The sequence below is a fragment of the Dyadobacter sp. LHD-138 genome, from assembly GCF_030929615.1.
Classification (GTDB): Bacteria; Bacteroidota; Bacteroidia; order Cytophagales; family Spirosomataceae; genus Dyadobacter.
The window spans coordinates 186,064-208,763 of record NZ_JAVFVU010000011.1 but is presented as its reverse complement, the minus strand read 5'-3'; the positions used below and the strand labels follow the sequence as shown (position 1 = coordinate 208,763).

General features: G+C 43.3%; 19 protein-coding genes and 1 tRNA gene. 1 reads left to right on the top strand and 19 read right to left on the bottom strand.

The window, feature by feature from the left end; genetic code table 11:
- Positions 1-182 precede the first annotated feature (182 nt).
- Positions 183-992 (top strand): glutamate racemase, encoded by an 810-nt coding sequence (gene murI, locus RB622_RS10625; protein ID WP_308046526.1) that lies wholly within the window; start codon positions 183-185, stop codon positions 990-992.
- A 60-nt stretch (positions 993-1,052) separates the two neighbouring features.
- On the opposite strand, the gene RB622_RS10620 is transcribed toward murI, so the two are convergent.
- The 19 genes from RB622_RS10620 to rpsA form a co-directional block, all read right to left on the bottom strand.
- Positions 1,053-3,581 carry a glycosyl hydrolase gene (locus RB622_RS10620; RefSeq protein ID WP_308046525.1) on the bottom strand — a complete coding sequence of 843 codons (2,529 nt, stop codon included), beginning with the start codon at positions 3,579-3,581 and terminating at the stop codon, positions 1,053-1,055.
- A gap of 162 nt (positions 3,582-3,743) precedes the next feature.
- On the bottom strand, positions 3,744-4,031 hold the full coding sequence (locus tag RB622_RS10615; RefSeq protein ID WP_308046524.1) for a hypothetical protein: 288 nt from the start codon (positions 4,029-4,031) through the stop codon (positions 3,744-3,746).
- Entirely contained in the window at positions 4,028-4,567 is a 540-nt protein-coding gene (locus RB622_RS10610; RefSeq protein WP_308046523.1) for a DUF420 domain-containing protein, read from the bottom strand. The genes RB622_RS10615 and RB622_RS10610 overlap by 4 nt, the downstream gene beginning before the upstream one ends.
- 11 nt (positions 4,568-4,578) lie before the next feature.
- Positions 4,579-5,148 (bottom strand): hypothetical protein, encoded by a 570-nt coding sequence (locus tag RB622_RS10605; protein WP_308046522.1) that lies wholly within the window; start codon positions 5,146-5,148, stop codon positions 4,579-4,581.
- Positions 5,149-5,235: 87 nt separating this feature from the next.
- Positions 5,236-5,565 (bottom strand): cytochrome C oxidase subunit IV family protein, encoded by a 330-nt coding sequence (locus RB622_RS10600; protein WP_308046521.1) that lies wholly within the window; start codon positions 5,563-5,565, stop codon positions 5,236-5,238.
- 27 nt (positions 5,566-5,592) lie between these two features.
- Entirely contained in the window at positions 5,593-6,363 is a 771-nt protein-coding gene (locus tag RB622_RS10595) for a cytochrome c oxidase subunit 3 (protein WP_308046520.1), read from the bottom strand.
- 13 nt (positions 6,364-6,376) lie between these two features.
- Positions 6,377-6,964, bottom strand: a complete 588-nt coding sequence (locus RB622_RS10590; RefSeq protein WP_308046519.1) for a cytochrome c oxidase subunit 3 — start codon at positions 6,962-6,964, stop codon at positions 6,377-6,379.
- A gap of 17 nt (positions 6,965-6,981) precedes the next feature.
- On the bottom strand, positions 6,982-7,872 hold the full coding sequence (gene cyoE / locus RB622_RS10585; RefSeq protein ID WP_308046518.1) for a heme o synthase: 891 nt from the start codon (positions 7,870-7,872) through the stop codon (positions 6,982-6,984).
- A gap of 25 nt (positions 7,873-7,897) precedes the next feature.
- Positions 7,898-8,920 carry a COX15/CtaA family protein gene (locus tag RB622_RS10580; RefSeq protein WP_308046517.1) on the bottom strand — a complete coding sequence of 341 codons (1,023 nt, stop codon included), beginning with the start codon at positions 8,918-8,920 and terminating at the stop codon, positions 7,898-7,900.
- Positions 8,895-10,775 carry a cbb3-type cytochrome c oxidase subunit I gene (locus tag RB622_RS10575; RefSeq protein ID WP_308046516.1) on the bottom strand — a complete coding sequence of 627 codons (1,881 nt, stop codon included), beginning with the start codon at positions 10,773-10,775 and terminating at the stop codon, positions 8,895-8,897. Before RB622_RS10575 ends, RB622_RS10580 begins: the two co-directional genes overlap by 26 nt.
- A 29-nt stretch (positions 10,776-10,804) precedes the next feature.
- Positions 10,805-11,917, bottom strand: coding sequence for a cytochrome c oxidase subunit II (locus RB622_RS10570; protein WP_308046515.1), 1,113 nt, complete (start codon positions 11,915-11,917; stop codon positions 10,805-10,807).
- 21 nt (positions 11,918-11,938) lie between these two features.
- Positions 11,939-13,267 (bottom strand): quinol:cytochrome C oxidoreductase, encoded by a 1,329-nt coding sequence (locus RB622_RS10565; RefSeq protein ID WP_308046514.1) that lies wholly within the window; start codon positions 13,265-13,267, stop codon positions 11,939-11,941.
- A gap of 35 nt (positions 13,268-13,302) precedes the next feature.
- Entirely contained in the window at positions 13,303-13,911 is a 609-nt protein-coding gene (locus tag RB622_RS10560) for a cytochrome c (RefSeq protein WP_308046513.1), read from the bottom strand.
- 13 nt (positions 13,912-13,924) lie between these two features.
- A complete protein-coding gene (locus RB622_RS10555) occupies positions 13,925-14,455 on the bottom strand; it encodes a DUF3341 domain-containing protein (RefSeq protein WP_308046512.1) in 531 nt (176 codons plus the stop codon).
- A 50-nt stretch (positions 14,456-14,505) separates the two neighbouring features.
- Positions 14,506-15,939, bottom strand: a complete 1,434-nt coding sequence (gene nrfD / locus RB622_RS10550; protein WP_308046511.1) for an NrfD/PsrC family molybdoenzyme membrane anchor subunit — start codon at positions 15,937-15,939, stop codon at positions 14,506-14,508.
- Positions 15,940-15,995: 56 nt separating this feature from the next.
- Positions 15,996-19,079, bottom strand: a complete 3,084-nt coding sequence (locus tag RB622_RS10545; RefSeq protein ID WP_308046510.1) for a TAT-variant-translocated molybdopterin oxidoreductase — start codon at positions 19,077-19,079, stop codon at positions 15,996-15,998.
- 47 nt (positions 19,080-19,126) lie between these two features.
- Positions 19,127-20,422 carry a c-type cytochrome gene (locus tag RB622_RS10540; protein WP_308046509.1) on the bottom strand — a complete coding sequence of 432 codons (1,296 nt, stop codon included), beginning with the start codon at positions 20,420-20,422 and terminating at the stop codon, positions 19,127-19,129.
- A 241-nt stretch (positions 20,423-20,663) separates the two neighbouring features.
- Positions 20,664-20,734: transfer RNA gene (locus tag RB622_RS10535), tRNA-Cys, on the bottom strand.
- 68 nt (positions 20,735-20,802) lie between these two features.
- Positions 20,803-22,665: a 30S ribosomal protein S1 gene (rpsA, locus tag RB622_RS10530; protein ID WP_308046508.1), complete on the bottom strand. Its 1,863-nt coding sequence runs from the start codon at positions 22,663-22,665 to the stop codon at positions 20,803-20,805.
- Between the last annotated feature and the right edge of the window lie 35 nt (positions 22,666-22,700).

Sequence of the window (22,700 nt, the reverse complement as noted above, 5' to 3'; positions counted from 1 at the left end):
CATTTCCATCGTACTCATGTTCTGCATTATATTACATTATCAACAATCTAATTATCAATTAGTTACAAAAAGACGGAATTTTTAATTTTTCGCAATAAAATATATTTACCGCTTACAAAGGAATTATTACCAACCTTCATTTAGTTTTATAGCCGATTAACTATTTTCCCCTGATTTACTCCATGTTCGATTCCTCAGCGCCCATCGGCATTTTTGATAGCGGTATTGGCGGCATGACCGTCGCCAGCGCGGTAACCCGTCTTTTACCCAATGAAAATACCATTTATTTCGGAGATACCGCCCACTTGCCTTATGGAGACAAATCAACGGCAGCCATCCAGGCTTATTCGATCAAGATCTGTAACATGCTTTTGCAGCAAAATTGTAAGCTGATACTGATTGCCTGCAACTCCGCATCGGCCGCTTCATTTGAGCTCGTACGGGAATATGTCGGGAGCAAAGCCAAGGTTCTGAATGTAATTGACCCGGTTGTGGACTACATCAAGGAGCATTATGAAGGAAAAACCGTGGGACTCATCGGGACCAAACAAACCGTTTTATCCAATGTGTATAAAAAGAAAGTGGATGCATTGGGGAAAAATATCAACCTGAAATCACTCGCGACACCTTTGCTTGCACCGATGATTGAAGAAGGTTTTTTTGACAATAACATCAGCGAAAGCATCATTGACAGCTATTTGTCAGATCCAACGCTGAACGGCATTGAATCGTTAATTCTCGGGTGTACCCATTATCCCCTGATTAAAAACCAGATCAGCAAGTATTACGGCAAGGACGTGGAGATCCTGGATACTTCGGAAATTGTAGCGAATTCCCTGCGGGCCTGGCTGGAACAGCATTATCTCGTAAATGAAAAAGGTACGGGAAAACGTCAGTTCTATGTTTCTGACTATACGCTTTCCTTCGAACAATCTACCAATATATTTTTCGGACAGCAGATTCAGCTTGAACATTACCCGCTGTGGGAGTAGATGTTTATGCTGCCATGCATTTTCACGAGCCCATTACGTGAAAATTCATGGCAGCAAAGTTTAGTAATATAAAAATCTAACCAGTCCCAATAAACCAGATGGCATCGGTTCCCAGTTTTCTGCATTGAATTTCTTATAGGTGATATCAACGATATTGATATCATAAAATTTCTTCCAGTCGGGTGCCTGTTTATCCCGCAGACGCATGTAATTCGCCGAAAGATTTGTCACTTCAATTTCCAGTTTGTTTCCTCTCTCCCGAAGCATTTCCGAAATTAACCGGAGCTGAAACGGTATCGACCACGCCGTGCCGATCTCCCTACCGTTTATTTTCACCGCGGCCACTTCCCGGACATCTCCCAAATCCAGCGTTATAGCTTTAGAGCCCAACAGCTCCGAGGGAACATCAAACTCCAATGCATAACGTGCCGTACCGGAGAAATAACGGGCCGTATCGGAAAACGTAACCCACGATCCAGGCTTGGATAACTGCGCCGGGGCCGGAAGTGAGGGTTTCCCCTTGATAAAGTTTACATGCCAGGTTCCCGAAAGCGGGTATTGTTTTTCACCAACCGAAGAAACGGCTGATTCGGCTGACCGATCCGATTCTCTCAGAAAACACGACTGTCCGGGTAACAATGTTAAGAATATCTGGTTTTCACCTTTTTCCTTCCTGCCCGCCAGCGTTATGGACTGATCGCTCAAAGCATCATAGCGTTCCACGTTGCCTTTGAACTTACCGGGACCTATCCAGCCCTCCCGGAACGTATTCCCGACGTTGGCAACAAAATATAAAGTCTTTCCATTTTCTATTTTTCTTATAAAAGTCAGGCCCTGTTTTGCCCATGGCTCCTGCACCACGCCCTGTTTTCGCAGCGCTGCCTGCCAGTCTTTTCCCACCAGTACTTTCGGATGATTACTTTTCAATGCGGCAAGACCGGTTGTAAACTGCTTTTGCCGGTTTTCATTGAGGTTATAACCCGTCACTTTTTGCGGCAAATGATCGGCGAAAACGATTCTGGCACCCGCCTTTGCAAGTCGTTCGAGCGCTTGTAATGTCTCCTCTGGCATATAGGTTGACGGCGGGATGATTATTGTTTTATAGGTCGAACCTTCCGAGGCCAGATTTCCCGCCTGATCCACCGACAGTCTGGTCAGCTGACGGTCCGAAACGTAATCGAAAGCATATCCTTCCTGCCAGAGTTTTGTCGTGAGTTGCCCAAAGGGCAATTGCAGCAACCAGCGGTCCACGTGATGCACTTCCAGTAAATGTACTCCGCCACCCGATTTGGCCGGTGTCGACCACAGATCATGGATTGGGAAATAAACCAGTACATCATGATCCGGACGGCTTTCCTGCAACAGCTTCTGACAGCGCTCCACATATTGATTTAAAAGTGAAAAGTGCTCAGCAAAATGTGAGGAGCCTCCGAAATTGGTGGAAGCATAAAATAACCAGCCGGGATAAGACTCTTTCACGGGCGAATACGTGGTTCCGTGGTAGAAAATGTGGTTGATTCCCGCCGTCAGCAACTCGTCAATCTGCGGTTTTAACTGTGATAAGGAAACTTTAAAATGGTTGGCAAGCCAGGTACCGGTTTCCGAGCTAACGAGTTTCTTTCCCGAAAAATGTGCAGCCGACGAAGCAAATTTCATCGCCAGCGGATTCGGTGTTCCAAACTGTTTTATGGAATAGTCGGGATCAATCCTTAATCCCGGAATCGGGAAACGACTGGTGCCAAAGGATTCCGTCTCGGGAATATCTGCTTCATCGTAAAGATCCAGCAAATTCCCTGGGGAGCCATGCGCCTGGTATCTTGTTAAAAATCCTTTTTCCCGGCTCCATTTCGTCCATACATGCGCGTAACGCTCTCTTAGCAGTTCAGCCAGTGTCTGGTGATAATCGATTTTCACGAGTATCGACCCGGGTTTACCCGTCGTATCGGTCAGCATCGCAGGCTCATTAGCCAAATCATATCCCCGGCGTTTTTTAAATTCCCTCAAAAAATCATCGGTCCAGTTGGCTCCATAGGCTTCGTAAGAATCCATGTACATCGACCGCGGACGTTGCCTGGCATGGACGAACGCCGAATCAAATCTGTTCAGGTAGGTTGACATAGCCGTCGGATGGAACGGATCAAACACCAATCCCTCACCTCCCGGCGCTGCGCGCTTTACTTCTTGTTTTGTCGGTACAATGATCCATTTCCCGTCTTTGAAACTGATTGTCTTCGCCGCCATCTGTTTAGTTACATTGGGTCCGCCGAAGGGCCAGCCTGTACCCGTTGTCATATCGACACCCAAGCCGAGCCGTTTCCCTTCCATAACCGTATGTTGCATCACATCCAGCCAATGATCGGTCAAAAAAGGGACAAACTCGTTCTCGTCTCCTTTCACGCCATAAATAGGAATGATATGAACACCTCCCAGGCCTGACCGGGAAAATTGTTCGAGCTGCGCTGTGATGTCTTCTTTATTAACGGCACTGCCCATCCACCACCAGTATGTCCATGGCTTCGACGTTGAAATACTTTGACCGTTCCCGGACAAGGAACATATTAGCAGCAGAAATAAAATAATCGATCGCATGACAAACTTGTTTTCCAGTAAAGACTTCAACCCCTCATTACACACCTACATTCAGGAAATATTTTTAGCTTTTTATAATCACCACAAAATCTGTTGACCATTTCCCAAATAAAAAGGCGGAACCAATAATTTGATTCCGCCTGGGATAAGATCTATAAAACCCTATTTGTGATGCAAAGCCTGCTGCACACGTGCCGATACAAATTGACGTTCCTGCTGTGCTTTTTTACTATGCCGGTACCACATGTATCCGATCACTGCGACCAACAGATAAGGCATCATAAAAAGGTAAACGATACCGGTGTTCAAACCTACGCCTACGTTATTTCTCCCGTTGCCCATGGAACTTTCAACACTTCCTCTGCACATCGCACACTGAGCCATGGTTGAGGGAACCGTTAAAACAAAAAAAGCAATTACAAACCCGCAAATCACCAGAAACTTTTTCATACGTAATAGGGACTAATCAACAAATAAACAATAACACCGCTTACACTCACATACAACCATATCGGGAAAGCCCATTTTACGGCTTTGCGGTGCTCAGCCAGCTGATTGCTATAACCGAAGTAGACGGCTCTCAGTACAAACCAAACGACCACAATGGATAATAATATATGCGAGATCAGCAGGAAATAATAAATGGGTCTGATCAACCCGGATCCACCAAAGGGTGTTGACTCGTTGGAAATGTGATACAGAATGTAACAGACCAAAAAAACAGCGCCCAAAGCAAACGCAGCCGTCATCATCAAACGGTGTGCGCTACGGTTATTAACTTTGATAAAATAAAATCCCAGCAACAGCAAAATAGCCGTAGCCGTATTCAGCAGACCGATGACGTGGGGTAAAACTTTCGTCCAGGTACCCAAATCTATCTTTTGACGGATTCCAATCAATGCCGCAACCGCAAGGGGAATTACGATGGCCAGTATATTAATAACTTTTCTATACTTCTTATTTTCTTCAACCAATACAGTTGCCATAACAATTCGTATTAATTCGTTTTTTTCTCGTAATCCAAAATTTTTATTTCAGCCATCAGCCTGTCTGTCTCCTCTGTATCCGTTACGTGGTAATAACCCCTGACATGTCCTTTGGCATCTATCAATACTAACCTGGATTCAAACGAATTGGTTTTCGAACCCGGAAGTTTTGTTGGTAGTTTCAACACCTTTTGAAGCACGCTATCGATTTCAGCTTCGGATCCGGTCACCACATCCCAGCCGGCAGTATTTATTCCCTGCGGATAATCCGTGTTTCCGGCAGTCCACTTTTGACAGATTGTAAGGAATTTCAGGTTGTGAATATTTTCACGGAGGGCGGATAACCTTTCAAGCTGATTGACGACCACTTTACAGCTGTCGTCACATATTTCTGGCAGATACCCTGCTATGGTGATTTGCCCCTGCCCAAACACTACATTTCCTGCACTACTGTCAGGTTTTTTCAAAGCAATTGCAGGCACTGTATAAAACAACGTATCACGACCATTTACAACCACACTGCCATCGGTATTAACTTCCGGATGGTAATATGGTAAATCGTAGTGATTCGTTCCAAACATCTTTAAAAAGACAAAAATTAAAGCCGGAATTACCAATGTTCCAATTAGTAATCCGGCTTTACGGAAGTTTATCATAACGACTCGCCTCTAGTTGAATATGGCTTCAAAGATAGCGTGTCCTTCTAAAAGAAGCGCCAGAATAAGCCAGGCTACAAAAATAACCGGTACAAGTATCGACCAGATCAACGTTTTAGTTTCATGCTTAAGGTGCATAAATTCACCTACGATATAAAATGCCTTCACGATGGTCATGATGATGAAAATACTAATTTTCAAAACTCCGTGGGGAACCGTAAAGGCAATAAGGAATTCCAATGCCGTCAGGATAAGTAAAATCCAGAATGTTTTCCAGATTGCTTTACGCTGTTCTGCACCCGCGTTAGGATCCTGCTCGTGTATATGATGTACTTCTGACATATGATTTAGAAATAAATAAGCTGACGATTAAACCAGATAAAAGAATGTAAATACAAATACCCAAACAAGGTCTACAAAGTGCCAGTAAAGGCCTACTTTCTCAACCATTTCATAACTTCCGCGTTTGTCATAAAAACCAGTCGCAGAACGGTAAAAAATAAGAATATTTAATATAACACCGCTAAATACGTGGGTTCCGTGGAAACCTGTGATGAAGAAGAAGAAATCCGCAAACGCAGGAGGTCCGTATTGATTTTCTGTAAGATTAGCTCCGTGAATGACTTTCTCAACCCATGATCCATTTTCAATCACTTTCATAACCGATCCTGCATCCGTACCATGGATAAAGTGAGCCCATTCCCAAGCCTGGCAACCTAGGAAAGTAAAACCTCCAAGAATTGTCCAAAGCATATATTTTTCAACGTTTGCACGGTCCATGCGGTGACCAGCTTCAACGGCAAGTACCATCGTAACACTACTTGCGATCAAAATGAAGGTCATAATACCTACAAATACCAACGGCAATGAAATTCCATGCAAAAACGGTACTGCTTCATAAACTTTGTCCGGAACCGGCCAGTACATGTTTGAGAAAGTAAAATTCTCATGCAGGCCAGTATAAGACGGAAAACTAAAACGAGCCGTTCCATAAGCCACCAGCAAGGCGGAAAAAGTAAACGTATCCGAGATGAGGAAAAACCACATCATCAATTTCCCGTAACTTGCTTTCATAGGCTCGATCCCGCCCATCCACATTTTGGGTTCTACCGTGCCAGGTGTTGTTACATGTGCAGCCATTGGTGAAAAATTATCAATTAAAAGTCAATAAAAAAACAAAAAGGTATAACCAAAGTAAATCTAAGAAATGCCAGTAGGTGGCACAAATCTGTATTTGTCGTAAATTTTTCGAATGCACTTTCTGTTTAAACACAGCTCTGAATGCATAGATCAAAACGATGATACCACTGATGATATGGAATCCGTGTAATCCTGTAAACACATAAAAAAACGAACCAGACGGGTTACCGACGAAATAAACATTCATGGCAACGAGCTGTTTCCATCCTTCAAACTGCATCCACAAAAACGCCAGACCCAATACAAAAGTAATAGAAATTGCTATTTTCAATGATTTGAAATCATCTTTTTTTGCTGAGAAGTATGCCCATTGCATGGCAAGGCTACTTACAAGCAGTACAGCTGTACTGTACCAAAAAATCCTTGGCATCTCAAATTCAAGCCAGTTACCCTCTGCTCTGCGCACAAGGTAAGCACTCGTCTGTGATGCAAAAAGCATGATAATACTTACCAGGAACAACCAAAGGATAAACTTCATTGGATCCATCGCCAATGTTTCCTTGGGGCCCTTATCTACTTTTAAATGCTGAATATTTTCCATTTCACTTTAAAACAATATCACAATTTATCCAACAAAAACGCAATCTGAACAATAGGCAGGTAAACGAATGAACCAAACATCAGTTGTCTCGCCGTCTGATCCGTGCACTTCCGCATTAAGTGGAAAGTCTGTGCTAAAAACAATACGCCAAACACCGTTGCTATAAAAGCGGAATTGATCCCCGTCATACCCAGTTTATAGGGCAACCAGCCTACTGGCAATAGGAACAACGTGTAGATCATGATCTGTAACGTTGTATCTGCATCTTTCAAACCGTTTGCCGGTAATAATTTAAAACCTGCACGCTTATAATCGTCATCCAAAACCCATGCAATGGCCCAAAAATGCGGGAACTGCCAAAAGAACTGAATGGCGAACAATATACCCGGTTCAAGACCAAAATGATTTGTTGCGGCTACCCAGCCAATCATCGGAGGAAATGCACCCGGGAAAGCCCCTACGAACACCGCAATAGGCCCGACACGTTTCAAAGGTGTATAAACAAATCCGTACAAAACCAGCGATAACAAAGCCAGCAAGGCACTGATCATATTAAAATATACCACGAAAATAAACAGCGAAGCGACACCTAAAAAAATCGCCCAGACAATCGTCTGTTCCACTGTTACCCTTCCGCTTGGCAGCGGACGGTTTTGTGTTCTCTTCATCATTTTATCCAAATCCTTTTCAAGAATCTGGTTGATGATATTTGCAGCCCCGGTAATACCTATGGATGCAAGGCAGAAAAGCACCATTTTGGTCCAGCTTACGTCCGAAGCACCCAAACTGTATCCCATTGCACCTGAAAAAGCAATCAAAGCAGCCAGTCTGAATTTCAACAATTCAAACAAAGCTTTTACTTTATCCCCAACTTTACTAAAACCTAAGCTTTCTTCTGCTGATGTCATTACTTTACCCAATTTCCAATCTACACTAAATCTCCCTCAATTCAACCATTTCTTTATTCCAGGAAAACCTGTCCGCATTCATCAACAACCACATCATGAACTGTAAACCGATCATTAAAATGGCCAATGTCAAGTGAACTGGCTGTGCCCATGCAGGCACTCCGAAATAAGCCATGAGTATGCCTGTCAATATTTCCAGACCTAAAATCGCGAGGCAGGCTTTGCCCATTTCTTTTATTCTGGATTCACCTGCTATCGAACGGTTAATTTTGTTAATCCACCAAACATTCGAAACAACGACCAATACCGAAAACGAGCGGTGTATGTAAAAAGGAATTCCAAGTGTTTCAATCCATGCTGATCTTCCTTCATACCCGAGTGCCCGGATCGCCTCATCCATCAGTTCCCGTACCTGCGTGCCTAACAAAATCTGGATGAGCGATAGTGAAAGGACTAAAAAACTTATCTTGTTGATAAGGCTTTTTTCGCCTGTTATTTTTCCGTCTTTTCCTTCCGAATAAGAAGACCGGATATACAGATAGATTAAAATGAAAACGATAACAATAGCGAGCAACATGTGCACTGTAATCATTACCGGATGCAGTTCGGAAGAAACCACTTTTGCTCCCAGCCATCCCTGCAGCCCTACCAAAACAAAAGCCAGTAAGCTATAAAAGAACAGGCTCCTTGTATTCGATTTCAGATAAGGAATGGAAGCCAGCAGGGTAACAAAAATCATTATCCCGGTAAAAGCTCCGAAAAGACGGTTAACATATTCTATCCACGTTTTCACGGGATTGAAAATCACCTCGCCCTTCAGTTTAGCTCCGTAGATTTCCTTATAATTTAATGGTAGCTCGGAGACCTCCGTGGGAGGGATCCAGCTACCAAAGCATTTAGGCCAATCGGGACAACCCATACCAGCGCCTGTACTTCTTACCACGCCACCCACCATAATCAGGCAGTAAAGGGTAATGACAGTATTCAGTGTCAACCGCCGGAAACGACGGTTGACACGTGAATTAATGAGCTGCGTTAAACTGGTCATTAAAATTTTGAGCCTCAATCTCTTTTTCTGTTGCAATCAGCTCGTTCTCATGCGGGAAGTTTGATTCCAGTGTTTGAGAATAAGGAATATTCTGAGGAATGAAATCTTCTTTTGCACCTGGTTTGCTATAATCGTATGACCAACGGTATACTGCCGGAAGTTCACCTTCCCAGTTACCATGACCCGGCACGATTGGCGTCGTCCATTCCAGGGTGTTTGAACGCCATGGATTTTTCGGAGCCGTTTCGCCTTTAAAAATATTTCTGAAGAAGTTATACAAGAAGATAAACTGTGCCAGGAATGACAAGATCGCAGCGACCGTGATGAACATGTTCATGTCCATAAACTTGTGCGTGAAATCATAACTTGTAAACTGATAATAACGACGTGGGAAACCTGCGATACCAACATAGTGCATCGGGATGAAGATCAGGTAAATTCCAATAAACGAGAACCAGAAGTGAATCTGTCCTAAAGTATTGTTCATCATCTTACCAAACATCTTAGGGAACCAGTGGTAAACCCCTGCAAATAACCCGAAGGCCGATGCAGCACCCATTACAAGGTGAAAGTGAGCCACTACGAAATAGGTATCGTGTAACTGAATATCCAGTGCACTGTTACCCAGGATAATACCTGTCAAACCACCGGAAACGAACAGAGAAACCATCCCGATCGCAAACAACATGGCCGGGGTAAAGACGATGTTACCTTTCCACAAGGTAGTGATGTAGTTAAATCCTTTTACCGCAGATGGAACCGCAATGATCAAGGTAAGGAACATAAACACCGATCCAAGGAAAGGATTCATACCCGTTACGAACATGTGGTGAGCCCAAACGATAAAGGCCAGGAATGCAATACCCAACATCGAGGCGATCATCGCACGGTAACCAAAGATAGGCTTACGTGCATTTGTCGCGATCACTTCAGATGTAATTCCAAGACCTGGTAGCAATACGATGTATACCTCCGGGTGTCCAAGGAACCAGAACAAATGTTGGAAAAGGATTGGGCTACCACCTACGTTAGGCAGTGCTTCTCCGTTGATATAAATTTCAGAAAGGTAGAAGCTGGTTCCGAAGTGACGGTCAAAGATCAACAACAATACGGATGACAAAAGAACCGGGAACGAAATAAGACCTAATACCGCTGTGATAAGGAATGACCAGATTGTAAGCGGAAGACGGTCAAATGACATACCGCGTGTACGCAGGTTGATAACCGTAGTAATGTAGTTGATACCGCCCAACAGCTGTGAAACGATAAAGAACGCCATACTGATCAACCAAAGTGTCATACCCATGCCTGAGCCCGGGTGCGCCTGTGGCAATGCACTCAATGGTGGATAAATAACCCATCCACCCGCAGCAGGACCAGCCTGTAAGAACAAAGAAGCAAACATGATCACACTGGCGAGGAAGAAGAACCAGTAAGATAACATGTTCATAAATCCGGATGCCATATCACGGGCTCCGATCTGTAATGGAATAAGGAAGTTACTGAACGTACCGCTCAAACCGGCAGTAAGTACAAAAAATACCATGATCGTACCGTGCATGGTTACCAATGCCAGGTAAAAATTAGGATCCAGTTTTCCTGTTTCGCTAATCCATTGCCCTAAAACAGGCTTCAACCAGGATAAGTTAGAATCCGGCATCCCCAACTGGATACGGAAAATAACCGACATTGAAATTCCAATAACTGCCCAAACGATACCCGTAATAAGGTATTGTTTAGCTATAACTTTGTGGTCCTCACAAAATACGTATTTCTGCCAAAAGCTTTGTGGCTCGTGATGGTGCGCATGTTCCTCGTGGTGTACAGCGGTGTCCAATCCTTCAGTAGCTGACATATGCCTGTTTTGTATTTAAATTAATAAAATTAGCGAAGAGCCGCACTTGTTCCAATTCCTCCACCTGTTGAAGCAGTTTTAGCACTGTCGGCGGGTACAGCTGTATCAGCTGGCAAACCTTTCATTGCCTTAGCCTTCAAATTGTCTGGCACTTTCGCAAGATATTCCGGGTAAGTCTGCAAGAAAGTAGCCTGCTCCGCACACCATTTCTTATAAGAAGCTTCATCTTCAACAACCAAATTGATCTTCATCGAGAAGTGGCCTTGTCCACAAACCTCAGTACAAGCAATTTCATACTTGAAATTAGGATCGTTAAGTTCGGCACGCATATCCGCCGTTGTTTTGTCCGGTACAAACCAGAATTTCGTTGGCATACCAGGTACTGCATCCATCTTAACACGCATGTGCGGGATGAAAACACTATGCAAAACGTCACGGGCACGGATCTTCAACAGCACGGGTCTGCCTACAGGAATGTGCATTTCGGTAGGGTTCAAGAAGTCATCGAAAGAGTTTTCGTCAGACAAATCGATACCTACTTCATTTTGTGCGTCGATCAATTTATAGTTATAATTCCCAAGCTTGTTGTCGTTAACACCGCCGTAACGTACAATCCAGTTGAATTGCTTTCCGGTAATTTCAATCACCTCTGCATCGGCCGGAGCCTCAGAAGTAATATCAGACCATGCTTTCCAACCTGTAAAAACCAACATGGCCATTACAATTGCCGGAATGATCGTCCAGATTAACTCCAATTTATGGTTGTCAGGATAAAAAGAAGCTTTGTTGCCTTTTTTAAACTGATACTTCCAGGCGAAGAAAAATATTAAAAAGTTTACGAATGCGAAAGGGATCGTAAGGATTCCCATAGAGAACCAGAACAAGTCATCTGTTCTTCTACCGTGTACCGACGAAGCGATCGGTAAAAAATGCTCACGGGCATTCATGTAAGACCAGGTGATCCCAACAGCCGCAGCAATAATAATGACAATAAACATGGCACCATTCCAGCTGTTTCCTGACGGAACCTCATCAGCTGATGCTGGTTTCTTAACATTCTTGAGAACATCTTGCAGCCGGGTTACCACGACAACCGTGAGAACCACAAAAACTAAGGCAACTAATGCGATGATAAAATACATGATAATAACAGGTTAAGCAAATTAGGCGATATCGTGATGCAATGACTCTTCCAACATTGGATGGTGCTTTGGAATCAAATTTGCCTTTTCCAATTGAGTCGCCATTGACCAAACAAATCCACAAATGAAGACAATGAAGAATCCCCATTCTAACGGGCCAAATCCCGCTGTACTTCCAGCACTACCTGGCATAATGTTCGTGTAAAAGTCCATATAATGGCCAATAATTACACTCCAGCAAGCTACTTTAAGAATCGAGTGCGTAAACTTAGAATCTCTTGTCATCAAGATAAGGAATGGCAAGAAGAAGTTAAGGAACAAAGTGATGAAGAACGGAGCCTTGAAAATGCTGCCGTGTCCTCTGAAACGTTCGATGAAATAGATAATTTCCTCTGGCTGGTTAGCATAGTAGATCAAAAGGAATTGAGCAAACCATACATAAGTCCAGAAAATACTGAATGCAAAAACAAACTTACCAAGGTCACGAAGGTGGCTTGAATTAACCGCTTTCAAATAACCTCTTTCTCTCAACATCACAACTGTCAATGTAATTACTGCCAGTCCGGCAACGTGCCAGCTTGCCAATGTATACCATCCAAACATGGTACTAAACCAGTGCGGATCGATAGACATTACAAAATCCCAGGCAGATGTAGAAGATGTAACACCAAATATTACAAGAAATGCTGTACCTAAACGTATTGATTTATCATATAATTCTGTTCCTCCGATCTGATCTTCTTCCAAAGAAAACTGGCGAATCTTTTTCCACATCCAATACCATACAACGAAGTAAAAAATCATACGACCCACAAAGAAAGGCGTATTCAAGTAACCTTGTTTCCCTGCCAACACAGCATCATATTCAGGTCCGCCTACTTCATACACCTCACTGTGTGTCCAGTGAAAAAGATCGTGGCCTCCTAAAAAGAAAACTGCAAGCATGACAATACCCATAACCGGTAAAAATGCAGGCATCGCTTCAGGTACTCTTTTAAATACAGTTGACCATCCCGCCTGAGCAAGATAGTTATATGATATGAAGAACATACCTACCACAGATATACCGGTAAAGTATACCGCATTTACCCAAAGGTTTGCCCAAATACGTGTTAGCCAGCTAACATGATGTTCTGCTGCTTCATGTCCACCCGCAGCGCGTCCGGTTATAGCGTTTACCGCACCGTGTGTTGCTTCTGCTTCATGTCCACCTCCACCATTAGCCGCCAAATAAACACCTACTACAACCAGAGCCGCTCCAATAGCGCCTCCGATGATAAGGTTCCTTTTAGCCCCCGAAGTGAATTCAAACCGTTCTTCAATAGAAGGAATCGAATGTGCTGATGCCATTATTCAAATATTATTTCTCAGTTATCAAAAATAGACTATGCTCCCTTTTGCAGCTTTTGCACATAATGTACAATTTTCCAGCGCTCCTCAGGATTAATTTGCGAACCATGAGGCCACATACGTGCTTTACCATGCGTAATGACGTGGAAAATATGTCCTTCATTCAGGTTTTTGTAAGCGTCACTTGCGTAATTAGGAATCCCTTTATAAATAGCAGCTACCTTTCCGTCACCTGCACCCGTTGCGCCATGGCAATGCTGGCAATATCTTTCGAACAAAACTTTACCTTCAGCTAAAGATTTTTCGTTAAGTGGTACCGGATTTTTCAAAACTCTTTCCGAGATAGAAATGCTATCCGCAGGAATGTTATAAACCATCAAATCCACTTTGGCTGAATCTCCTTCGCCAAAAGTCGTATTGTAGTTACGACGGGCAACCGTTCCTTCAACCGGCAGACGCATTGTCAATCCCATTGGGTTGATCGGGTTTGCCTTCTCCTGTCTGAATGGTTCATAACCAACAGGCAGATACATATTCGGGGCATATTCTGTGCCAGGATTGCTAGGATCACGCTTACAACTAACGGTTGCAACCAGAATAACAGCAAAGGCTATTGAATACTTATATAAACTTTTCAATTTCATCGATCCAAGCACATTAAAATTGTTTGATGTTGACCTCTTCTGCACCGCTATCTCTTAGTGCACGGGATATTTCATCTTCACTCATTGAATTTCTACCCAAGTTGATAGCCATTACGAATTTGTTATCCGTCGCACGCACATCAAATCTTTCGTGGTTATGAGCCCCCGGAGTTAATCCGTTTGAGATGAAAAATGTAGTAACCATACCAAACGCAGTAAAAAGTACAGTTAACTCAAATGTAATGGGAATATAGTTTGGCAGAGAAATTGAATCCTTACCACCCACAATCATTGGCCAGTCGATACCCATGGTCCAGATCATCAGGGTTAATGCCACACAACATCCGGTTACACCAAATATAAATGCCGCGATCCCGATTCTTGTACGTGGATGACCAAGTGCATCATCCATTCCGTGGATAGGAAAGGGTGAATATACTTCCTGTATTTTTACCCCAGCCTTTCTAAGTGTTGGTACTGCATGTAATACAGTATCGTCATCGTCGTAGACTCCAACCAGATATTTACCAGATAATTCTGCCATATTTATACTAATGTTAAATATTTTTCCTTCGCCTGTAAGCGATCTTTTACTTATTCGATATCCTTGTTAAATAACGGAGCTGCTGCTTCCCGTTGTCTTACTTTGGCAACCCCAGCAATCTTCTTAGGCAATTGCGCAGAAGTTGATCTGATAACCGCCTTCACTTCCGCCATGTTTACAACCGGTAAATATTTAGAGAAGAGCAGGAACAAAGTAAAGAACAATCCGAATGAGAATATATAATCCCCAATATCATAACGGGTAGGGGAGAACATCGCCCAGCTCGATGGAATGTAGTCACGGTGAAGAGACGTAACGATAATTACGAAACGCTCGAACCACATACCAATGTTAACAATAACAGATATGAAGAATGTAAAGGTAATGCTGCGACGAAGTTTTCTTGACCAGAACAACTGCGGAGAGATTACGTTACAAGTCATCATCGCCCAGTATGCCCACCAGTAAGGTCCGGTAGCACGGTTGATAAATGCATAACTTTCATATTCTACACCCGAATACCAGGCAATGAAGAACTCAGTGATATAGGCAACCCCTACAACCGAACCAGTCAGGGTGATTACCTTGTTCATCGTTTCAATGTGCTCAAGGGTAATATAATCTTCCAGCTTGTACACCACACGTGTGATCAGCATGAGGTTTTGCACCATCGCAAATCCAGAGAAAATCGCACCTGCCACGAAATAAGGAGGGAAGATTGTTGTATGCCATCCCGGAATTACCGAGGTCGCAAAGTCCATACTTACAATGGTATGTACTGAAAGTACCAGAGGAGTAGATAAACCGGCAAGAATTAAGCTAATGTACTCATAACGAGACCATGTTTTAGCTGATCCGTCCCAGCCTAATGCGAAAGTCCCATACATGAAACGGGAAACTTTGCTGGTTGCACGGTCACGGATTGTTGCCAAATCAGGAATAAGACCGATATACCAGAAAACAAGTGATACCGAGAAATAAGTACTGATCGCAAATACGTCCCATACAAGCGGGGAGTTGAAGTTTACCCAAAGAGAACCAAATGCGTTAGGTAATGGTAAAGCCCAATATGCCATCCATGGACGACCCATGTGCATCAGAATGAATGATGCGGCGCAAATTACAGCGAAAATTGTCATCGCTTCTGCCGCACGGTTAATGGATGTTCTCCATTTCTGACGGAAAAGTAAAAGAATTGCAGAGATCAGCGTTCCGGCATGCCCGATACCAACCCACCATACGAAGTTTGTGATATCCCATGCCCAACCTACGGTTTTATTTAATCCCCACACGCCCAGACCTTCCCACCAGGTCCATGCCAGACAACAAGTTCCATAAGCCAAAACAACCAGAGAAATCCCAAAAGCAATTTTCCATTCCTTTGTAGGCTTTCCTTCGACATGTCGGCATATATCTTCCGTTACGTCTGCATACGTTTTCCCGCCTTGAATAAGGGGCTCTCTTACGGGTGAAGTAACATGCATACTACTGTAATTTATAATGATTTAATCTTCAAACAAATACAAAACTAACAACTTGCTTAGGCGTGCTCCTTGTGGGCTTCTGCCTTAGGCGCTGCATCCTTATTTCTAACCTTGGTCAGATATGAAACCTGAGGACGAACGTTAATCTCTTCAAGCATGTGGAAAGCACGACCTTCTCTTTCTACGGCAAGAAGTTTAGATATCTTACTTTCCGGATCATTCATATCACCAAAAGTAATGGCATTGGTAGGGCAGGATGAACCACAAGCTACGTTTACATCACCATCCACTACGCGTCTTCTCTCTTTTTTAGCAGTCAATTTTGCCTCCTGAATCAAGTGCACACACATTGAGCATTTTTCAATTACCCCACGTGAACGTACCGTTACTTCCGGATTGATCACCATTTTACCCAGGTCATTATTGAAATTATAATCGAAATTATCATTATCAAAATACTTGAACCAGTTGAAACGACGAACTTTATAAGGACAGTTGTTGGCGCAATAACGCGTTCCTACACAACGGTTATAAGTCATTTGGTTCAAGCCCTCAGAACTGTGGGTTGTAGCCAATACCGGACATACCGTTTCGCAAGGTGCGTTGTTACAGTGCTGGCACATCATAGGCTGGAACGTAACCTCAGGATTTTCCGAAGCAACCTCCATCGCAGTATAATCGCCAACTTCTGCATCACTGCTGTAATAACGGTCAATACGTAACCAGTGCATTTCACGCGCGTTGATTACTTCCTGACGGCCTACTACAGGGATATTATTTTCAGCCTGGCAGCTGATCACACAGGATCCGCAACCAAAACATGTATTCAAATCAATGACAAGTCCCCACGAGTGGTTTTTGTACTGGTGTCCATTCCAAAGAGAAAGATCTGTTGCATCTACTTTCCCTTCTGAAGTTTCTATTTTCGGGATGAAACGTCCCGCCAACGGATCTTTCTGGAAATGAGAAAGAACAGTTTCCTGAAGAACAGACTTACGGCCCATTACGGTGTTGTGCGTCTGAGTTTGTGCAATCTCGCGCGTTTCGCCTGTTTTTGTAACCGTAGCTTCACCCGGTGCGAATGACAAGAAACCGCCTGCAAACGCTGCCAATGGATAAGCATTTTTACCTACGCCATTCGCTGATTTACCCGCTTTATCACGACCATAACCGATCGCAACGGCTACTGTACCATTTGCCTGACCAGGCTGGATGATTACAGGAAGGTCAATAGATTTTCCTTTGAAGTCAACCTTAACAACATCTCCCTGCGCAAGACCCAGGTCTTTTGCCGTTTTCTGGGAAATATTTGCATGGTTATCCCAGCAAGCTTTCGTTACCGGCTCAGGGAATTCCTGCAACCATGGGTTGTTTGCAGCAGCACCATTACCGATACCAATGTTCTCGAAAATAGCAAGTTCGATACCCGTCGAAGATGCTTTGTATTTCTTAGCAAGTGCAGAAGCAGCTTCATCCACATTGCCTGTGAAAGTAGCTCCGGCAGCAGCCGTTGCAGCCGATGCATACACACCATCATGCAAGGACTTAACCCAGAATTGCTCGAAATTACCACCTTGAGTAAAGATATTTTTTCTCCAGTATGCTTTCACATATTCATGGAAATCAGAAGGTTGTCCAGCCCATTTCAACAAACTCGACTGAGCCTGACGTGTACTGAAGATCAAGCTGATCGTTGGTTGGGTCAAGCTGTAAAAACCTGCTTTTGGTTCAGCATCATTCCATGACTCAAGATAATGAGGAGCCGGTGCGATGAATTTAACCAGAGAAGCCGTTTCGTCAGCACGGTCATTAAATGAAACGCTCAACGCTACTTTTGGAAGCGCAGTTGCCAGTTCAGCACCACGTGGGTGATCATAAACCGGGTTGGCAGCGTAAAAAATAACCGCATCCACTTTTCCACCTTTCACCTCGTCAACGAACTCGTTCATTGCGATGTCATTTCCCTGACGGAAATAAGCAGGCGTATCCAGGTTAATCGTAGAAGTGTAGCTACCCAAAAGGTTATTCAACGCATTGACAACAACCTGAACAGCAGGATCATTGATGCCGGAAACAACCAGTGCATTTCCTTTTGCCGCGATCAGATCAGCCGCAGCTTTATCCAAATGAGGTGCCTCAAAAGCAGGTGTAGCGATAGCCTTACCTCCTAATTTTGCAGCCACTTTATTGTATAATGAAGAAACCACCAATCCTAACTGTGAAGGTTTCACAGCAGAACGGTAATCTGCATTTGAACCAGTCAAAGAAAGAACGGATTCAAACTGATAATGACGCGACATATCCTTTTTACCATCCTTTGCACTGCTCACCGCACGGGTTTCAGCATATTGACGGGCATAGGCATCAGGAGCGATCCATGAACCAAGGAAGTCAGCATCAACGGCTACGATCACTTTCGCCTTGCTGAAATCATAAGAAGGAAGAACAGCTTTACCGAATGAAAGCTCATTTCCTTTTACGATAGCGTAAGATGAGTTCGCATCATAAACGATGTGACGCGTCGTAGGATATTTCGTTGTAAAATCAGCGATAACTGATTTTGTAGAAGGACTTAATATAGTAGAAGAAACAATACGAATTGCGCCTCCTTTGGCAGCGATCTGAGAAAGCTGGCTTGTGATATCTTTATCAATTGTGTCCCAGGTAACTTTTGTATCGTCACCTTTTTTAGGACCTTTTAATTTTTCGTTATCATAAAGACCTAACAATGAAGCATGTACACGTGCACTTACACCGCAGGCATCTTTTGCCAATGAATTGCCTTCGATCTTAACCGGACGACCTTCACGGGTTTTAACCAGAATGCTGGCATAATCTCCACCTTCTGAATACGTGGAAGCGTACCAGTTAGCAATCGTAGGAAATTCTCCCTCAGGCTTATTAACGTAAGGAATTGCTCTTTTCACAGGCGCTTCGCAAGCAGCCAGAGAAACCGCTGCCATACCAAACCCTAACACTTTCAAGAAGTCACGACGGTGCGTTCCCGCGCCGTCTACAAGACTTTCATATTGATTTTCTGTTGGTGCTTCAGAAAACTCTGAACCTGCGCTTTTAATGAACTTTTCGTCATTACGCAGCTCTTCAAGTCCTCTCCAATATCTTTTATTAGTATTTTCCATAAAACTGTTAATACAATGAGTTGTATTCTAGTATCTATTTGCAGTGATTAATAGTGGCACTTAGAACATTCCAGACCACCGATATCAGCTACTTTTAAAGCTTGTTTGCTATCAGACGCATGTAACTGTACCAGCTTGTCGTAATACTTGTTGTCTTTTGTATTAACATCAGTCTTACGGTGGCAATCAATACACCAACCCATTGTTAATGAAGAGCGTTGCTGAACAACTTCCATCTTAGCGATGTCTCCATGGCAATTTTCACAATCCAATCCGGCTACGTTAACGTGCTGAGAGTGATTGAAATAAGCAAGATCAGGAAGGTTATGAACACGTACCCATTCAATAGGGGTATTATTTTCAATCGAAGTGTAAATCTTCTGGATTTCAGGAGATTCCTTTTTGATAACACCGTGGCAGTTCATACAAATATTCGCAGATGGAATATGTGCAGATTTACCTCTGTTTACACCTGTATGGCAGTAATTACAATCAATTTTGTACTCACCGGCGTGTAGCTTGTGAGAGAACGAAATAGGTTGTTTAGGGGCATAACCCTGCTGAACACCAACGCTGTACGCGCCATCAAGGGTCGCCTTAATGACAAGAAGTACAAATATCCAAACCGTTGCAGAACGAATGGCAGGATCTCCAGCTATTCTTTTCAGAGAAGCACCGAAACGAGTCATGAAGTCGCCTTTAGCTGCGCCCTCACCTTCTCCGGTAACCGCTTTCGAAAGAATCGTTACAATAACAACCAAAACACCTAATACCAAGAGCATTACAACCACCAAAGCAACCAAAACGATCATGAACAGATCGGAAGGTCCGCTTGATTGTGCAGCACCGGCAGCAGAAGTTCCGCCAACAGCAGCTGCGGCAGGGGCCGGAGCAGAAGCAGCGTTGTCAACGTAAGCAAAAATCCCTTTAATGTCATCTTCTGACAAATTAGGGAAGCTTGTCATTTGCGCTTTACTGTACTCGTTGTAAATTTTCACACCGTAGGGATCGCCCGAAGCGATAACGGCCTGTGAATTGCGCACCCACTTGGTAAGCCATGCAATGTTGTTACGTGTTGTTGCACCTTTCAAACCAGGACCTACAACTCTTTCGTCAGACACTGCGTGACACTGGGCACAGTTGTTTTTAAATATCGTTTCTCCTTTTGCAGCATCGCCTCCACCAGCGGCGGTGGCAGCTCCAGCCCCGGCAGCAGCCGTGCTGTCCTGAGCCCATGTAAGGCTGCAAGTGCTTAAAAGAATAGCTACAAAAATAGCCAGAAACGATTTTGAGCGGGGAAAGAAGGAACAAAACTTAGAGTCTTCTCGGAATGGTATATTCATAATCAACTATTCATTATACTTCAACAGACAAATCTAGTGCACGATTTTTTATCCACAAAAGTATTTAGGGGATATTTTAGATGGCTTACTTATTTATAATTCTTCTAATTTGCTATTTCGTGTCAAAACAACGCTATATTATTGTAACCATTGACATTCAATGTATTAACAAAAAAATACCATTTGATAAAAACCAAAAATCCGGTCTCTTCAAATGGTATTTTACCAAGATATTTCTGAGAGGTTCCGAGCGGATTCGAACCGCTGTACGAGGTTTTGCAGACCTCTGCCTAGCCACTCGGCCACGGAACCATATCGGGTTAGCTGGTGGATTTCCCCGCTAACAGCTAACCCGGGTGCAAAAGTATTAAAAAAATTGACTACTCTTCAGTTTCGTCGTCTTTTTTTGCCACTTTTTTTCCTTTTCTTTCAGAATCTTCAAATTGCTCCTTCAAAGCAGAAAGTACACTTAGGTCACCAAAGGTAGATTTCTCTCCTTCTTTGGCAGCACTGTCTGTGTTATTAGCTGAGCTTTTAGACTGACTAGCAGCAGGTTTCGCAGCTTTTTCTTCTTTCTTATCTTCAGCAGCAGGTGCAGCAGAAGGCTTCACTTTAGAATGTGTCAGAACGATTTTCTTTTCGTCTTTCAAGAATTCCAATACTGTGAAGTCTAGGCTTTCTCCAACTTCAGCCACTGAACCATCTTCTTTCGTAAGGTTTTTCACTGCTGAAATTCCTTCGATTCCGTATGGCAATTCCAAAGTTGCGAATTTGTCTCCCTTAGCAACGATTGTACTACGGTGTACAGATCCGATTGCGAAGATCGTTTCGAAAGTATCCCAAGGGTTTTCTTCCAGTTGTTTGTGACCTAGTGCCAAACGACGGTTGTCAGCATCAAGCTCAAGAACAACAACTTCAAGTTCGTCACTTACCTTAACGAAGTCCGAAGGATGTTTGATTTTCTTAGTCCATGACAAATCAGAAACGTGAACCAGTCCGTCGATACCTTCTTCAAGTTCGATGAACAAACCGAAGTTAGTAAGGTTACGTACTACACCTTTGTGACGTGTACCAATTGCATACTTATCTTTCAATGAACCTTGAGTCCAAGGATCCTCAGTAAGTTGTTTGATACCAAGAGACATTTTGCGCTCCTGACGGTCCAAAGTCAATACCACTGCGTTGATCTCGTCGTTTACGTTCATAAACTCCTGAGGATTGCGCAGGTGCTGAGACCATGACATTTCAGAAACGTGGATCAAACCTTCAACACCTGGTTTGATTTCAAGGAAAGCGCCGTAATCAGCAACGTTAACGATACGTCCTGTTACTTTAGATCCAACCTGGATATCTTCAGACAACGAATCCCATGGGTGAGACTGAAGTTGTTTCAAGCCAAGAGAGATACGTTTTTTCTCTTCATCAAAGTCAAGCACCACAACGTTAAGCTTCTGGTCAAGTGCCAAAAGATCTGACGGGTGGTTGATACGTCCCCACGAAATATCCGTGATGTGCAACAAACCATCTACGCCACCAAGATCGATAAACACACCGAAGTTTGTCATGTTCTTAATAACACCTTCAAGAACTTGTCCTTTCTCAAGGTTATTAAGGATTTGCTGACGTTGTGCTTCAAGATCTTTCTCGATCAATATTTTATGAGAAACGACAACGTTATCATTTGCGTAGTTAATCTTAACCACTTTCACTTCCATACGTTTTCCAACAAAGATGTCGAAATCACGAATTGGTTTCACGTCGATCTGTGAACCTGGCAAGAAAGCCTCGATACCAAATATATCTACAATAAGACCACCTTTGGTTCTTCTCTTTACGTTAGCATCAATTACCACATCCTCGTCAAACGATTTCTGGATGTTATCCCATGCAGTAATTACTTTTGCTTTTTTACGTGAAAGAACAAGCTGACCTTGTGCGTCTTCCTGGTTTTCAACATAAACTTCCACTTCGTCACCAATCTTCAATCCTGGCAAGTCACGGAATTCATTTGATGAAACGATACCATCAGATTTGAAACCGATGTTAAGAATCACCTCGCGGTCAGTAATACCTACAACCACACCTTTAACAACCTTTTTTTCCTGAACAGGAGAAATCGTTGTTTCGTACATTTCTTCAAAACGAGTACGGTCAGCAGCTGAATAGCCTGTACCGAATCCTTTGTCTTCTGCTTTCTCCCAATCGAAATCAGGCAATACTTGAGTTTGTTTTTCCTTAGACATAAATAGGAATTAGAGCCCTGGATTACATCAGCTGG